The 15142-nt window shown below is 56.7% G+C and carries 15 protein-coding genes; 6 read left to right on the top strand and 9 right to left on the bottom strand.

The genetic code is table 11. The features are described 5' to 3' along the window. Window positions 1-27: 27 nt before the first annotated feature. The 4 genes from HF675_RS05640 to proS all read left to right on the top strand — a co-directional run bounded on the left by HF675_RS05640 (window position 28) and on the right by proS (window position 3945). Window positions 28-843: a MetQ/NlpA family lipoprotein gene (locus tag HF675_RS05640; protein ID WP_105232281.1), complete on the top strand. Its 816-nt coding sequence runs from the start codon at window positions 28-30 to the stop codon at window positions 841-843. A gap of 154 nt (window positions 844-997) precedes the next feature. Continuing rightward, window positions 998-1402, top strand: coding sequence for an Rcs stress response system protein RcsF (gene rcsF, locus HF675_RS05635; protein WP_105232282.1), 405 nt, complete (start codon window positions 998-1000; stop codon window positions 1400-1402). Continuing rightward, window positions 1399-2106: a tRNA (N6-threonylcarbamoyladenosine(37)-N6)-methyltransferase TrmO gene (gene tsaA / locus HF675_RS05630; protein WP_187044224.1), complete on the top strand. Its 708-nt coding sequence runs from the start codon at window positions 1399-1401 to the stop codon at window positions 2104-2106. Before rcsF ends, tsaA begins: the two co-directional genes overlap by 4 nt. Window positions 2107-2226: 120 nt before the next feature. Continuing rightward, complete coding sequence (gene proS / locus HF675_RS05625; RefSeq protein ID WP_187044223.1) at window positions 2227-3945, top strand: proline--tRNA ligase; 1719 nt, start codon at window positions 2227-2229, stop codon at window positions 3943-3945. A gap of 49 nt (window positions 3946-3994) precedes the next feature. Here the strand turns inward: proS and nlpE are convergent, their stop codons facing one another. Genes nlpE through HF675_RS05610 form a run of 3 tightly spaced genes read right to left on the bottom strand, consistent with a single transcriptional unit; the run spans window position 3995 to window position 5684 of the window. Then, a complete protein-coding gene (gene nlpE / locus HF675_RS05620; protein WP_187044222.1) occupies window positions 3995-4678 on the bottom strand; it encodes an envelope stress response activation lipoprotein NlpE in 684 nt (227 codons plus the stop codon). Window positions 4679-4718: 40 nt separating this feature from the next. Beyond that, the gene (gene arfB, locus HF675_RS05615) at window positions 4719-5132 is read right to left on the bottom strand and encodes an alternative ribosome rescue aminoacyl-tRNA hydrolase ArfB (protein ID WP_105232287.1); all 414 of its coding nucleotides are present in this window, start codon (window positions 5130-5132) and stop codon (window positions 4719-4721) included. Between the two features lie 3 nt (window positions 5133-5135). Further along, window positions 5136-5684 carry a YaeQ family protein gene (locus HF675_RS05610; protein ID WP_187044221.1) on the bottom strand — a complete coding sequence of 183 codons (549 nt, stop codon included), beginning with the start codon at window positions 5682-5684 and terminating at the stop codon, window positions 5136-5138. A 203-nt stretch (window positions 5685-5887) separates the two neighbouring features. Here HF675_RS05610 and HF675_RS05605 point away from each other — a divergent pair, with 203 nt between their 5' ends. After that, complete coding sequence (locus HF675_RS05605; protein WP_015673539.1) at window positions 5888-6088, top strand: YaeP family protein; 201 nt, start codon at window positions 5888-5890, stop codon at window positions 6086-6088. Beyond that, complete coding sequence (gene rof / locus HF675_RS05600; protein ID WP_105232289.1) at window positions 6075-6338, top strand: Rho-binding antiterminator; 264 nt, start codon at window positions 6075-6077, stop codon at window positions 6336-6338. Before HF675_RS05605 ends, rof begins: the two co-directional genes overlap by 14 nt. A 52-nt stretch (window positions 6339-6390) precedes the next feature. On the opposite strand, the gene HF675_RS05595 is transcribed toward rof, so the two are convergent. The 6 genes from HF675_RS05595 to cadC all read right to left on the bottom strand — a co-directional run bounded on the left by HF675_RS05595 (window position 6391) and on the right by cadC (window position 15101). Beyond that, window positions 6391-6705: a cytochrome c gene (locus HF675_RS05595; RefSeq protein ID WP_105232290.1), complete on the bottom strand. Its 315-nt coding sequence runs from the start codon at window positions 6703-6705 to the stop codon at window positions 6391-6393. Window positions 6706-6724: 19 nt separating this feature from the next. Continuing rightward, window positions 6725-8035 carry a tRNA lysidine(34) synthetase TilS gene (gene tilS / locus HF675_RS05590; protein WP_111736564.1) on the bottom strand — a complete coding sequence of 437 codons (1311 nt, stop codon included), beginning with the start codon at window positions 8033-8035 and terminating at the stop codon, window positions 6725-6727. A 56-nt stretch (window positions 8036-8091) separates the two neighbouring features. Beyond that, window positions 8092-9552 (bottom strand): dipeptide permease DtpD, encoded by a 1461-nt coding sequence (dtpD, locus tag HF675_RS05585; protein ID WP_105232292.1) that lies wholly within the window; start codon window positions 9550-9552, stop codon window positions 8092-8094. 70 nt (window positions 9553-9622) lie between these two features. Beyond that, the gene (gene cadA / locus HF675_RS05580; protein ID WP_187044220.1) at window positions 9623-11764 is read right to left on the bottom strand and encodes a lysine decarboxylase CadA; all 2142 of its coding nucleotides are present in this window, start codon (window positions 11762-11764) and stop codon (window positions 9623-9625) included. Between the two features lie 95 nt (window positions 11765-11859). Then, window positions 11860-13203, bottom strand: coding sequence for a cadaverine/lysine antiporter (cadB, locus tag HF675_RS05575; RefSeq protein WP_105232294.1), 1344 nt, complete (start codon window positions 13201-13203; stop codon window positions 11860-11862). A 353-nt stretch (window positions 13204-13556) separates the two neighbouring features. Further along, the gene (cadC, locus tag HF675_RS05570; protein ID WP_187044219.1) at window positions 13557-15101 is read right to left on the bottom strand and encodes a lysine decarboxylation/transport transcriptional activator CadC; all 1545 of its coding nucleotides are present in this window, start codon (window positions 15099-15101) and stop codon (window positions 13557-13559) included. Window positions 15102-15142: the final 41 nt, after the last annotated feature.

Here is a 15142-nt window from a genome sequence, read left to right as displayed (position 1 = left end):
TATGCGAGTCTAATAAGAGGAAGGGATATGTCGTTAAAACTTAAATCCATCGCGGCAATCGGCGCACTGATCGGCTCTCTGGCTCTGGCTGGCTGCGGCCAGGATGAAAAAGATCCAAACCATATCAAGGTCGGCGTGATCGTCGGCGCAGAACAGCAGGTTGCAGAAGTCGCGCAAAAAGTGGCGAAAGACAAATATGGCCTTGACGTTGAGCTGGTAACCTTCAACGACTATGTCCTGCCTAACGAAGCGCTGAGCAAAGGCGATATCGACGTTAACGCCTTCCAGCACAAACCGTATCTGGATCAGCAGATCAAGGATCGCGGTTATAAACTGGTGCCGGTCGGCAATACCTTTGTGTATCCGATTGCTGGTTACTCGAAGAAAATCAAATCGCTGAGCGAACTGCAGCCTGGCTCGCAAATCGCGCTGCCGAACGATCCAACCAACCTGGGCCGTTCTCTGCTGTTACTGCAGTCTGAAGGGCTGATCAAGCTGAAAGACGGCGTGGGCCTGCTGCCGACCATTCTGGACGTGACCGAAAACCCGAAAAACCTGAAGCTGGTTGAATTGGAAGCGCCACAGCTGCCACGCTCGCTGGACGATCAGCAAATCGCGCTGGCGGTAATCAACACCACCTACGCCAGCCAGATTGGCCTGACTCCGGCCAAAGACGGCCTGTTTGTTGAAGGTAAAGATTCGCCTTACGTCAACCTGCTGGTTGCGCGTGAAAACAACAAAGATGCGGAAAACGTGAAAAAATTCGTTCAGGCTTATCAGTCAGACGAAGTGAACGAAGCCGCGAACAAAATCTTCAACGGCGGCGCGGTGAAAGGCTGGTAATTCCACGCTTTTTACGGTGGGATAACATCAGATAGCTCGCAATCTTAAGGCTATTTTGTTCCTATAATTGCAAGACGGGCTTCGGCCCGTCTTGTTATTTCCACCATAGATTGCTTCAATAGCGCCACTTTTATGAAAAGGCAGAGGAATCTCTATGCGTGCTTTACCTCTCTGTTTGTTAGCGCTTGCGCTTAGCGGCTGCTCCATGCTGCATACCGAATCAACCCCGACAAACAGTACCAGCAAACCCACGACCACAACGTCAAGCAAACCTGCGCCAGCGCCCCGCCCTGCGCCGGTAAAACTGTATAAAAGCGCAGAAGAGCTGGTCGGCAAGCCGTTCCGCGATCTGGGTGAAGTCTCCGGCGAATCTTGCCAGACCACCATTCAGGACTCCCCGCCGAACATGACCACCGCACGTAAACGTATGCAGATCCGCGCCTCCTATATGAAGGCCAACGCCGTGCTGCTGCACGACTGCCAGATTGTCAAAGGCGTCGCCGGCTGTTACCAACAGGCCGTCTGCCAGGGTTCTGCGCTTAACGTTTCGTCCAAATGAGTGAATTTGTTGTCAATCAGATCGGAACTATCCGCTCGCCGTATAAAGAAAAATTCGCCGTTCCCAGGCAGCCGGGGCTGGTAGAAGACGGCGGCGGCGAGTTGCTGTTGCTGCCGCCTTACAATCAGGCCGAAGCAGTACGCGGCCTTGAGGCGTTCAGCCATCTGTGGGTGATGTTTATTTTTCACCAAACCATGGATGGCGGCTGGCGCCCCACCGTGCGGCCGCCGCGCCTCGGCGGCAATGCCCGCATGGGCGTGTTCGCCACCCGTTCGACCTTCCGCCCCAACCCCATCGGCATGTCGCTGGTCGAGCTGAAAAAAGTGCGCATTCAGGGCGGTGAGGTCGTACTGGAACTCGGCAGTCTGGATCTGATGGATGGTACGCCGGTGGTGGATATCAAACCCTACCTGCCGTTCGCCGAAAGCCAGCCGCAGGCCGTGGCCGGCTTTGCCCAAGCGGCGCCGGCGGCGGATATGCCCGTCAGCTTTTCACCGCTGGCGGAACAGCAACTGCTGCAGCAACAAACGCGCTACCCTCAGCTGCGCCGTTTCATTACCCAGGTGCTGGCGCAGGATCCGCGTCCAGCCTACCGTAAGGGGGAAGATACAGGGCGAGATTATGCCGTCTGGCTGCTGGACTTCAACGTGCGTTGGCGGGTCGTCGCCGGCATGACCGAGGTGCTGTCGCTGGAGCCGCGTTAAAATTCGTCCCGCTCTCTTTTGGCAACCGTCTCACGCTGTTAAACTAAATCACTTTTGACAATTTTGGCCGCCTTGTCGGCAGCCCGTTGCAATTTGCAGTTCTAACGGAACAAAAACACCATGCGTACTAGCCAATATATGCTCTCCACTCTGAAGGAGACCCCTGCCGATGCCGAAGTGATCAGCCACCAGCTGATGCTGCGCGCCGGGATGATTCGCAAGCTGGCCTCCGGTCTTTACACCTGGCTGCCGACCGGCCTGCGGGTTCTGAAAAAAGTTGAAAACATCGTTCGCGAAGAAATGAACAACGCCAATGCGATCGAAGTTTCCATGCCGGTGGTTCAGCCCGCCGATCTGTGGCAGGAAAGCGGCCGTTGGGAGCAATACGGCCCGGAATTATTGCGCTTCGTCGATCGCGGCGAACGTCCGTTCGTACTCGGCCCTACGCATGAGGAAGTGATTACCGATCTGATTCGCAATGAAATCAGCTCCTATAAACAGCTGCCGCTGAACTTCTTCCAGATTCAGACCAAATTCCGCGATGAAGTGCGCCCACGTTTCGGCGTGATGCGTTCCCGTGAATTCCTGATGAAAGACGCCTATTCGTTCCATACCACGCAGGAATCGCTGCAGGCGACCTATGACGCCATGTATGAAGCCTATAACAAGATCTTCTCCCGCATGGGGCTGGACTTCCGTCCGGTTCTGGCGGATACCGGCTCCATCGGCGGCAGCGCCTCGCATGAATTCCAGGTGCTGGCCGACAGCGGCGAGGACGATATCGTCTTCTCCACCGTGTCCGATTTCGCCGCCAACATCGAGCTGGCCGAAGCCGTCGCGCCGGCGCAGCCGCGCGCGGCCGCTACGGAAGAGCTGCGCATCGTCGATACGCCAAACGCCAAAACCATCGCCGAGCTGGTTGAACAGTTCCAGCTACCGGTGGAAAAAACCGTGAAAACGCTGCTGGTGTGCGCCAGCGAAGAGAGCGGCCATTCGCTGATCGCCCTGCTGGTACGTGGCGACCACGCGCTGAACGAGATCAAAGCGGAGAAACTGCCGCAGGTGGCAACGCCGCTGACCTTCGCCACCGAAGATGAGATTCGCGCCATCGTGGGCGCCGGCCCGGGTTCGCTTGGCCCGCTCAATATGCCGGTGCCGGTGGTGATCGACCGCAGCGTCGCGGCTATGAGCGATTTCGGCGCTGGCGCCAACGTTGACGATAAGCACTACTTCGGCATCAACTGGGAACGCGACCTGCCGCTGCCACAGGTGGCTGACATCCGCAACGTGGTTGAAGGCGACGCCAGCCCGGATGGTCAGGGTACGCTGCTGATCAAACGCGGCATCGAAGTCGGTCACATCTTCCAGTTGGGCACCAAATACTCGGAAGCCATGAAGGCGACCGTACAGGGTGAAGACGGCCGTAACCAGGTGCTGACCATGGGCTGCTACGGTATCGGCGTCACGCGTGTAGTGGCGGCGGCTATCGAACAGAACCATGACGAGCGCGGCATCATCTGGCCTGACGCTATCGCGCCGTTCCAGGTGGCGATTCTGCCAATGAACATGCACAAGTCTTTCCGCGTGCAGGAGCTGGCGGAAAAACTGTACGCCGAGCTGCGCGGCCACGGTATCGACGTGATCCTCGACGACCGTAAAGAGCGTCCGGGCGTCATGTTCGCCGATATGGAACTGATTGGCGTCCCGCACTCTATCGTCATCGGCGACCGCAACCTGGACAACGATGAGATCGAGTACAAGAACCGCCGCGGCGGCGAGAAGCAAATGCTCAAGACCGGCGACATCGTCGATTATCTGGTTAAGCAGATCAAAGGCTAACGTTTCTCAGCCAACAAAAAACCCGCCGAGGCGGGTTTTTTTATCGCTGTTATTTGCTGTCGCAGCCTTTGGCCTTATCAAACTTGATGTTGCCATCCGGCACCAGCGCTTTCTCCATCATCCCCTCTTCCATCGACGGCTGTACGCTGAAGTGGCCGCTGAGCATCAGGAATACCGGCTCGCCGCCTTCCACGCCGCTGTTGGCGTAACCGCGCTCCAGCGCCAGGTTGTTATCCACCGGGAAGGTTTTACCGGTCGCACAGTCTTTGAACACTGCCGCATCCGCCATATAGGTGTAGCTGCCGCGCAGCGCCATCGGCGTTTTCGGCAAGGATTTTTCCACCGGCTGCAGCTGATAGTTCAGCTTGGAGTCAATCGGCGCGCCGCTTTGGTCCAGCATCTCCAGATTTTTCCCCACCGGATGGAAATAGCGCTTATCGCCGTTGCTGTCGGTCAGCACCAGCTTGTCCGCCGTGCGCGCCCATTTGCCGTAGTTGGCGAAGGTTTTATCACCGTCACGGCTGCCACGGTAGGTTTCCTGCAGCACGAAAGTGCCGTCTTCATCCAGGAACAGCGACGTATCCAGCCCCTCGCAGTCTGCACACGGCAATACGCCCTGATAGCTCTGCTTCATAGGCTGCAGCGCCTGCTCTTTTGGCTGGTAATGGTTGTTACAACCGAACAATGACAGCGTCCCTGCGGCTAATAACAGGGCAATAGTTATTTTTTTCACAGTTTTTCTCCTACTGTGCTTCTTATCTCGATGACAGATGTCAGGGACGAATCTTCCCTCGTAACGCCTTGGTTGCGCCTTTACGTACTTTGCTTTCCACGCGACGCCGCTGTGCGCCTTTGCTTGGCCGGGTCGGGCGGCGCGTTTTTTCTACCACCATTGCCTGACGGATCAACGCCACCAGCCGCGCCAACGCCGCTTCACGATTTAATTCCTGGCTGCGATACTCCTGCGCCTTGATCACCACCACCCCTTCGCTGGTAATCAGATGATGCGTAAAGGCCAGTAATCTTTCTTTATAATACTCTGGCAGGCTGGAGGCCCGGATGTCAAAGCGCAAATGGATCGCCGTTGAGGCTTTGTTCACATGCTGGCCGCCCGCCCCCTGCGCTCGGATGGCCGTCAGCACAATCTCATGGTCCGCAATGGCCACGCTTCGTGACAATTCCAGCAACGGTTACTCTCCGGCCTGCTGCCATTCGGCAAACTGGATTTCCAGACTACTCTGAGCATCGGACAACCAAATAGTTCCCTCCTGCAGTGTCGCCTGCAGCGTCATATTGCGGTTGGCCAGCGCCGCCAGCCGGGTCAGATGTTCGTCATTTAAAAAGCGGATGCTGAGGTTGCGGTAAGTAGCAACCTTACTCTGCATCGACTGCCACCAGACCTGGGCGGCGCGCTCGCCGTAGGCATACAGCACCACGCGCGGTGACTGGTTGCAGGCCTTTTTTAATCGTTTCTCATCCGGCAGCCCCAATTCAATCCACAGCTCCAGGCCGTTGTGGTCATTGCGCTGCCAGAGCTCCGGCTCATCATCGGCGCTTAGCCCTTTGGTAAACGTCAGGCGCTCATCGGCATGGCAAATCCACGCCAGCAGGCGCAGCATCATGCGCTGCCCGGTTTCCGAAGGGTGTTGAGCAAGGGTAAGCGCGGCGTCGTGATAGAAGTGCCTATCCATATCCGCAATATTGACCGTGGCTTTATAAATTGTCGCTTTCAGTGCCATGCGTAACCTCATTATTTCCAACGCACAGTGTACTTGATTTCATCCGTCAACGCAGGGAAAGCTCGGGATATTCAGCGCTGACCGGGGGTGCTGATAACTTAATAACACCGTGCTATAGTCGTTCAGGATCGACAAACTCCGCAAACCTGCGCGTCATCGCATTAGCATTATTGATGGCTCTGCGGTTCTTAAGGGAGGAAATTGTGCAACAATACTGTGAGTTAGTACGACGTTTTTACGCCGGGATCGGCAGCGGAGATCTCGGCTACGTGCCTGATGCGCTAACCTGTGTCTTAAAGGCATTGGACGATGTGGCCGCCAACGGCGCACTGCCGTCCTCCGTTCGGGAACAGGCGGCCTTTGCCGCCGCTAACTTATTGGTGAGCGACTATGTTGATGAATGATGAGTACCAACCCATCAATTGCGATGATTACGACAACCTGGAACTCGCCTGTCAGCATAAACTTATTCTGAAGCTGGAGTTACGCGACGGTGAAGTGCTTGAAGCCAAAGCCGTCGATATGCTGCAAAAAAAGCGTGTTGAATATTTAACCATCGAACTGAACGGCCAGCAGCGCGATCTGCGCCTGGACCACATCAGCAGTTTCAGCCATCCGGAAATCGGTACCGTGGTCGTCAGTCTTTCCGACTGAACTGTCACGCTCTTCCTCTTACAGGGCAGCCGCCGGCTGCCCTTGTCATAGGCTAAGGCTTCAGACTGGCGTAATACGCCGCCAAATCCGCAATATCCGCGTCCGACAGGCCGGAGACGTAAGCCTTCATCACCTCGGCCTGACCGCCGGAGCGATCGCCGCTCTGATAAGCCTTGAGCGCATGCTCAAGATACAGGGCATTTTGCCCCGCCAGATTCGGGTACATCGGCACCGATACCTTACCCGCCGCGCCATGGCAGGCCAGACAGCTGGCGGACTTATTCTTGCCCGCCGCCGCATCGCCGGCGGCCAGCGCCGGCAGGCTCAGCAGCCCGGCTGCTGCAATAACAACGCTCACAAATTTCATTGCCGTTCCTCTGTGGGACTTAGGTTTTCTGCCACCGCAGCGACCAGAACGCCTGTTCCGGCTGCGGCCGCCCCGCCTCGGTAATAAAAACGCCGGGCGCGGCAATCAGTTGATCATCATAATAGAGTAAGGGGATCCGTTCACGCTGCCAGGGCGGAATACCCAGCTCCTGCCACAGTTTTTTCGCCGAGCGCGAATGCGCCCGTCCGACGATGCGCAGGGTGCCGCTGACGCCGAAGCGTACGCTGACGTGCTGCTGCGGCAGCGGTGCCCGCACGGTATCCGGGCCGCCCTCGCGGCTGAGCACGCCAAGACCGTCCGGCAGGGCCAGCGGCGCCTCATCCGGCCAGGCCAGGCATTGATCGCGTAAATCTGCCAGCGGCGGCAACAGGTATAACCGCTGGCGGAAGCGGCGAATCTGATAGTTCCCCAGACGCAGCTGCGGCTCGGCGTCACGGCGGGCCAGCGCCACTTCCCCCCACACCCGCTGCAGCTGTTCTCTTGCCGGCATGCTGACCGCAAAGCCCGCGATCCAGCGGCGCAACAGGGCAAAGCGGCGCGCGGCGGAGCAGGCGCTCAAGCCGTCAATCGCCAGCGATCGCTCATCGTCCAGCAACGTCTGCAGCTGCTCCGCCAGCAGCTCATCCAGCAGCTGTTCCTGTTCGGCGCACAGGCTGGCGCTGCGCGCCGTCGCTTCGGCAAAGTGCGGCCAGCGCTGTTGCAGCAACGGTAAAATCTGCAAACGTAAAAAGTTGCGATCGAAACGCGCATCCTGATTGCTGTCGTCATCAATCCAGTCCAACTGATGCTGTTTTGCATAGTGCTCCAGTTGCTGACGGCTGACGCCAAGCAAGGGGCGCAGCAAAACATGTTTCCCCAGCGCGCCGCAGGCGGCCATCGCCGACAATCCGGCCGGGCCGCTGCCGCGCTTGAGCGCCAGCAGAAAAGTTTCGCACTGGTCATCCAGATGCTGAGCGGTCAGCAGGCTTTCTCCCGGCTGCAACGCCGTCTGCAACGCCTGATAGCGGGCATCGCGCGCCGCCGCCTCAATACCGCCGGCGCGCGGATCAAGCTGCACATGACGCACCGTCAGCGGCACCCGCCATGCATCGCACTGCTGCTGACAGTGCATTACCCAGCGGTCGGCAAACCGGCTCAGGCCGTGATGCACATGCAGCGCGCGCAGCTGCAACTCAGGATGCCGGCGACGCAGTTGCGTCAGCACATGCAGCAGGACGCTGGAATCCAGCCCGCCGCTGAAAGCCAGTAGCAACTGCCGGCACGTTCCCAACTGCTCCGCCACCCGGGTGATTAATTGATTGCTGTCCATGAATAGGTTCTATCGTCTCGACATGGCTGCAAGGTAACCCCGGCGGCTATTATCAATCAAGCATTAACCGCCCGCGTTTGACGGCGCGCCAGCAGCCACCAGCCGCCCAGCAGCACAATCATCACGCTGGCGCTGCCGCCGGCCCACCAACCCACCTGAGCGAAAAATTGCGCATAGGCCTGCACGGCGGCGCCGCTGGTCTGCTGCTCCACGGTATGGCTGGCAATCACGCCCGCCAGATAGTTGGCTACCGCGCCGGTCGCCAGCATATAAATACCGGTCAGCACACCGGTAACGCCGGGAATGTTCAGACGGGTAATCTGCGCCATCGCCACCGGATCGATAAACAGTTCAGCCGCACCCATCAGCGCCAGCCCGGCAATCATCATCCCCATCGAGGTCTGTTTACCTAACTGCCCCAGCCGCGCATTGATCGCCATCAGCATAAAACCACTGCCGATCAGCAGCAGGCCAAAAGCGAACTTGCACCAAGTACGCAGCGCACGACGCCCTGTTTCACCGCTGCTCCCCAGCCAGGCCAGCGCCACGCCGCCCAACATCACCGCCAGCGCGTTGATCGACTGGAACAGCGCGGTCGGCACCGTCCAACTGAACCAGCGTCGGTCGACGAAGCGATCGATAAACAGGCTGATAGAACTGCCCCCCTGCTGCGCAAAGGCCCAGAACAGCGTCCCCAACAGCATCAGTGTGATAATTTGCCACAGCGCCCGGCGCTGGTCGGCGTCCGCCCGCCAAAGAATGCGCGCCAGCCACACCACAGCCACCGAACAGACCAGCATCAACAGGTAGCCGGACAAACCATAGATCAACAGAAAGGTGAAAAACAGCGGCGCAAGCAGTAACGCCGCAGCCAACCAGCCCCAGTTCGGCACGCCCCAGCAGACGGCTCGCAGCTGTACCAGGTTGACGCCGCGCACGCCACGAAAATGACGCCCGCCGCACAGGAAAAGGGTCAAGCCGGCAAACATACCGATCCCCGCCAGCGCAAAGCCGATATGCCAGCCATAGCGTTCCGCCGCCAGCCCGCAGGCGATAGGCGCCAGTATCGAGCCGACGTTGCCGGCGGCGTACAGCAGAGAAAAACCGCCTTCGCGCCGTGCGTCATTCGGTTGATACAGCTCCCCCAGCAGGCAACTGATGTTCGATTTAAACAGGCCGTAGCCACAGATAATGATCGCCAGCGCCAGATAAAGCGCCTGGCTGGATGCGCCGCTGAAGCCCAGCACCACATGGCCGAGCGTCATTAACACCGCGCCGGCAATCACCGCCGCGCGGTTGCCTAACAGGCGGTCGGCCAGCCAGCCGCCGAGAATGGGGGTAACGTAAACCAGAGAAGCGTAGGCGCTGTATAGCTCGATGGCATGGCCGTCAGAATAGCCGAGTTGGTGGGTCAGATAGAGAATAAGTAACGCACGCATGCCGTAAAAGCTGAAATATTCCCAAATTTGTATCGCTACGACATAGTAGATTGCGCGCGGCTGTGTGGGTGTTTGCATAGGAGTCTCCCATCAGTCGGTAGCCGACAAAAAGTGGGAGGCGCGAACGCCTCCCGATGACTGATTACGCTTATTTTTCGTTTTTCAGCACTTTAACGGTGTAACGTCCGTCTGCCTGACGGTAAGCGCCGTGGATATCGGTCTCAAAGCCCGGATAATGCGCGCCGATTTCGCACAGCATTTGCAGGAACTCCAGAACCGGGCGGCTCTCTTCGGTCAGCATCTCACCCGGCATTACCAGCGGCACGCCCGGTGGGTATGGCAGGATCATGTTGGCGTTCACCTTACCGACCATCTCTTCCAGATACACCTCTTCCACCTCACCGTGCAGCTCTTTCTGGAAGGCCTGATACGGGTTCATCACCATGCTTGGCAATACTTCAAAGGCGCGGTACATCAGGTCCGGCAGATTGTGCTGCTCAACCAGGCGGTGAATATTCTGCGCCAGATCCTGAATGCGCATATCCTCATAAAACTCGGGCGCTTCCTGATACAGCGACGGCAGCATGTTTTTCACCCGCAGGTTCAGATCGAACGCACGTTTAAATTCGGTCAGCGCACGCAGCAGGCTCAGCGCCTTGGTTTTATCGATGCCGATGCTGAACAGGAACAGCAGGTTATACGGCCCGGTTTTTTCAACGATAATGCCGTGTTCATCCAGGTATTTCGCCACGATGCTGGCCGGAATACCGAACGGCTGCATCTCACCCTCTTTGCTCATCCCCGGCGTCAGGATGGTGACTTTGATCGGGTCGAGGTACATATGCTCGTTATCGATGTTTTTGAAACCGTGCCAGGCGCTGTCGGAACGCAGCGGCCAGCATTCGGCGTCATCGATATGCTCAGGCTGCCAGACGTCAAAGAACCAACCGTCGGACTCCACTTTCAGCCGTTTGATTTCTTTACGGAATTTAATTGCACGGTCGACAGAACCTTCAATCAGACGCTTACCGGAGTTGCCTTTCATCATCGCCGCCGCGGTTTCGGTAGAGGCCACGATACCGTAGTGCGGTGAGGTGGTGGTATGCATCATGTAGGCTTCGTTGAATGTTTCTTCATTAATGTCGCCTTTCACATGAATCATCGACGCCTGCGAAAACGCCGCCAGCAGTTTATGGGTGGACTGGGTTTCATAAATCACCTTGCCTTCCACACGGTCGCCGCTCATCCCGCATTTGCCTTTATAAATCGGGTGGAAGTTGGTGTAAGGCACCCAGGCGGAATCAAAGTGAATCGACTTCACGTCCAGCGTGTCTTTGATAAAGTCGGTGTTGTACAGCAGGCCGTCATAGGTGGAGTTGGTGATCACCGCATGCACCGGCCAACTGGCGTTCGGCGTCTCTTTCACCCGTTTGGCGATGGTAGCGCGGCTGAACTCACTCTGCGGGATGCCGCCAAGAATACCGTAGGCATTACGGGTCGGACGGAAATAAATTGGCGTGATGTCGCTCATCATCATCAGATGCGTCAGCGATTTATGGCAGTTACGGTCAATCAGCACCGTGCTTCCCGCCGGCGCCGAGTACATGCCGACGATTTTATTCGCCGTTGACGTACCGTTGGTCACCATATAGCTGCGCTCGGCGTTGAAGACGCGGGAAATATACTCTTCCGCCTCTTTATGCGGGCCGGAATGATCCAGCAGCGAACCCAGCTCCGAAACGGAAATCGAAATGTCGGACTTCATGGTGTTCGGCCCGAAGAAGTCATAGAACAGGCTGCCGACCGGGCTTTTCTGGAAGGCGGTGCCGCCCATATGGCCCGGAGTACAGAAGGTGTACTTCCCTTCGCGTACGTATTTGAACAGCGCTTTGGTCAGCGGCGGCATAATGCTGTCGATATACTCATCGGTGTTCTGTTTTATCTTGGCGGCGATATCCTGAGCAGCGCCTAACGCATACTCAAAGAAGCGCACCTGCATACGTAAATCGTTCAGGCTGACGTCCAGCGTCGAATAGGTGTTGGCGAATGCATACAGCGGCATGTATTCATTGAGCTGGCTGATTTCTTCACACAGTTCCAGGTTGTATTTGTCCCAGTCGAAGATCACCCCGCACAGGCGGGCGTTGTTTTCGATCAGCTTCAGCAGGTCCGCGCGATCGTTCGGGTAAACCAGGCGGAAGCCCAGATTTTCCAGCGCCTGGTGCAGCTCACGGATCGGCTCTTCTTTGAAGTAGACGCCCATGTGATTCATGATGGCAATAACGTTCATACTCTATCTCCTGGCAAAGCCAGCCCCTTCCCGTCACGGCAGACAGGTCGGCAGGAAAAGGGCTGGATAAATATCAGTGGGTTAACGGCCGCGGCTTAATGTGCTTTCGCTGCGGCGTTATCTTCGATAGCCGCCTGCTTGGCGACCTGACGGGTATTCATTTTCCGGGCGTAGAACATCAGGATGATCAGGCTGACGATAAAGGTGCCGGACAGTTCGAAGGAGTTGGCGCCCATCAGCGCGATAAAGCAGAAGCCACAGCCGCAGACGGAGGCAATCAGGCTCAGCAGGTTGCGTACGTTAACGCCTTCGAAGCGGATCAAATCTACGCAGGAGTAGAAGTAAGGCAGCATAGTCAACAGCACCGCGATACCGGTCAACTCAGCGAACAGGTCGGACGCCTTGCCGCCGCTGGAGCTCATCACGGTGATCAGCACCATCAACGCGGTCATTTTGCAGCTGGCCAGCAGCAGACCTTTTTTAGGAATGCCGTTTTTATCCAGCTCGCCGTACACTTTCGGGAAGTTGCCGTCATGCGCGGCGCGCACCCCGGCCTGACCCACCAGCATCATCCACGAACCCAATGAAGTCAGGCAGGCAAATGCGGTGAAGGCGGAAACCATCGGCGCGGCCCAGCTGCCCATAATGGCAGAGGCGCTGATGGCGAACGGCGCGCCGCTGGCGGCCATCTGGCTGGCGGGGAACATGCCGCTCATCACCTGCGTTGCGGCGATGTAGACAATGCCGGCCAGGCCAGTGCCCAGCATGGTAGCCAGCGGTACGGTGCGTTTCGGGTTTTTCACCATGCCGGTGCTGACGGCGGCGGATTCCACCCCGATAAACGCCCACAGGCACAGCAGGATGCTTTTAATCACCGCGTGGCTGTCAGTGGTGCCGGAGGTGTTCCAGTTGGCGTGATAGGTGGCAACGTCAAACCAGTGCCAACCGGCAATGGCGGTCACAATCACCGGGATCAGCACCAGTACCAGCCCCATGGTGGTCAGACGGCTGACCCAGGTGCCGCCCAGCATATTCACAAAGGTAAAGACCCAGACAATGGCGATACAGGCAATACCTGCCGGGATTGGGTTATTCAATGCGGGGAAGAAAGTGGAAAGGTAAGATACGGCGGTAATACCGATGGCTAAATTACCAATCCAGTTGGCATGATAATAAAGTACGCCGGTCTGGAAACCGAATGCCGGGGAAATTTCCCCTGCGTAGGCAATCGGGCCGCCTTCCTGTGGATTTTTGGTGGCAAGGCGGGCATAAACATAGGCTAAAGACATGGCGCCAATAATAGAGATTACCCATCCCCATATAGCAATGCCGCCGAGGCTAGCCAGGTTCGCGGGTAACAATGCTATCCCGCTCCCCATCATATTACCGGCAACGACACCGGTACAGGCAATAAGCCCAATTTTCTTGGATGAAGCCATGGTCAGTTTCTCCTGAGTGTTATTTTTCTCTAAGTCAGAATGGAAAAAACGGCCGGCGCCGCCTGACTTGATGCTCAGGATATTAAGCAGCCACGGGAATAAAGTCCTAAAGATAAGGTGATATTACGCTCATGATCATACAAATGATAAGCTGAGGTTTTCCATTAACACATCAAGGAATCAAGAAAAGATAAACAACCAATAAAAACATGAAATTAAAAACACAAGGCGTGTTAAATAAATTCCTAAGACAACAAATTAAGTTAACCTAAAATTAACAGCATAAAAATACCATCCAACAAAAAAATAACCGCGCCGCCAATCTCATTGGCGGCGCGGTCAGTAAGACATATTTATTGCTTGGCGTAGTTGTTCAGATAAGGCACCACGGTGCTTACCGAGGTCTGAAATATTCCATTATTAATCCAGTGCAGCGTACTTTCACCGGGCCGTAGATTAAACGCGGTAATATAAGAGTCGGCGGCCAAATGATTTTGCCCCTGCATTTCATATACCTTGCCCAGCAGCACATAATTCAGCCATGACATCTGCACATCAATCGCTTTATTAATTGCCTGATGCGCCTCGTCAACCTGCCCTTGCCCCAATGCCTCTACGGTATATATCTGCTGCAGGATCGGGCTGTCTTGTAATTCCGGCACCGAGGCCAACTGCTGAATCTCGCGTTGCAGCTGAGCCAACTGCTCGCCGTCGAACGGCTGATAAGAATTACGCAATAAATCGACCAGCGTTTTTTCCGCGGCGATATACAGGAAATCGGGCGAGCTCTTCATCAGGTCGCTCAGCAGCCCGCTGGCGCGCGTCAGCGACGCCATATCGCCCTGAATCAACAGCTGGTGCGCCTGATAGAACTGCTGCAGGGCCGGCCCCTGCTTCGGCAACAGCTTATTCAGCCGCGTCTCCAACTGGGGCGGCCACGGCTGTTTCAGTACGGCGGACATATTGCTCAGCAGGTCCATCAGGATCGTGCGCTGATTATCCTTAGTGAGAAAATAGCGCTTATCAAGCATGATTGAGCTGTCGGCATTATCCACCAGCCGCACGGACAGGAAGCACTGCTGGGCGCGGTAGTGGCGCTGGTTGACGAACTCGATGGTCAGCGACTTGCCGGAGCTGCTCGGCCCCGAGTAGTTGTAGTTGGTCTGGTCATGCACCAGAAAGGTGGAATAGGTATTGAGTGAATCGGCGATCAGTTCGCTGATGCCCACCACGTAGGAGAGCTGCGGCATCCAGTTGCTGCAGCTGTTGCCGCCCTGAATGCGGATATCGATATCGCGCGGATTGAGCAACATCGGCATGGTAGCGACCGGCACGCGCTGCGACAGCGTGGCAATACCGACAAACGCCACGCAGGCGCAGAGCGCGGCCAGGAAGCATAGCCATACCCAAAACGGCGAACGCTGATAAAACCGCCTGTCACTGCCTTTGGCCGCCGTTGACGTCGTCGGGCGCGGCGGCACATAGACCGGCGCATCCTCTTCATCATCGCCGTCTTCCGGCTCATGCATAATCACCGCCACCTGAGGCGCTGCCAACGGCGTATCTTCAGCTTCGCGGCACCATATCACCGGCGCCGCCAGTTTATAGCCGCGCTTCGGTACCGTGATAATATATTCCGGACTCTGCTCATCGCCGTCTTTCAGGTATTTACGCAGTTCGGAAATACTTTGCGTCACCACATGATTGGTGACGATATTACGCTTCCAGACATTCTCGATCAGTTCATCCCGACTCAGCACCACATCCGGGTGGCAGGCGAAATAGAACAACATATCGATTAAACGTGGCTCCAGCGTCTTCCGACGCCCGTCACGGCTGATTTGGTTGTCAGCCGGCGTAACCAGCCACTCTCCGACGCGAAAAACAGGCTGTTGCATGGCGGAAATAACTCAAAGAGAACCTAAGGCAGGCGCGCGAT

Source organism: Serratia sp. JUb9, from assembly GCF_014298095.1.
Taxonomy (GTDB): domain Bacteria; phylum Pseudomonadota; class Gammaproteobacteria; order Enterobacterales; family Enterobacteriaceae; genus Serratia_B; species Serratia_B rhizosphaerae.
The sequence above is the reverse complement of the archived record's forward strand: the minus strand, read 5'-3'. Positions and strand labels throughout refer to the sequence as shown.

Bases quoted from the DNA above. Each gene is read 5' to 3' on its own strand.
- HF675_RS05640 (WP_105232281.1), top strand. From the start codon at position 28: ATGTCGTTAAAACTTAAATCCATCGCGGCAATCGGCGCACTGATCGGC.
- rcsF (WP_105232282.1), top strand. From the start codon at position 998: ATGCGTGCTTTACCTCTCTGTTTGTTAGCGCTTGCGCTTAGCGGCTGC.
- tsaA (WP_187044224.1), top strand. From the start codon at position 1,399: ATGAGTGAATTTGTTGTCAATCAGATCGGAACTATCCGCTCGCCGTAT.
- proS (WP_187044223.1), top strand. From the start codon at position 2,227: ATGCGTACTAGCCAATATATGCTCTCCACTCTGAAGGAGACCCCTGCC.
- HF675_RS05610 (WP_187044221.1), bottom strand. From the start codon at position 5,684: ATGGCACTGAAAGCGACAATTTATAAAGCCACGGTCAATATTGCGGAT.
- rof (WP_105232289.1), top strand. From the start codon at position 6,075: ATGTTGATGAATGATGAGTACCAACCCATCAATTGCGATGATTACGAC.
- HF675_RS05595 (WP_105232290.1), bottom strand. From the start codon at position 6,705: ATGAAATTTGTGAGCGTTGTTATTGCAGCAGCCGGGCTGCTGAGCCTG.
- tilS (WP_111736564.1), bottom strand. From the start codon at position 8,035: ATGGACAGCAATCAATTAATCACCCGGGTGGCGGAGCAGTTGGGAACG.
- dtpD (WP_105232292.1), bottom strand. From the start codon at position 9,552: ATGCAAACACCCACACAGCCGCGCGCAATCTACTATGTCGTAGCGATA.
- cadA (WP_187044220.1), bottom strand. From the start codon at position 11,764: ATGAACGTTATTGCCATCATGAATCACATGGGCGTCTACTTCAAAGAA.
- cadB (WP_105232294.1), bottom strand. From the start codon at position 13,203: ATGGCTTCATCCAAGAAAATTGGGCTTATTGCCTGTACCGGTGTCGTT.
- cadC (WP_187044219.1), bottom strand. From the start codon at position 15,101: ATGCAACAGCCTGTTTTTCGCGTCGGAGAGTGGCTGGTTACGCCGGCT.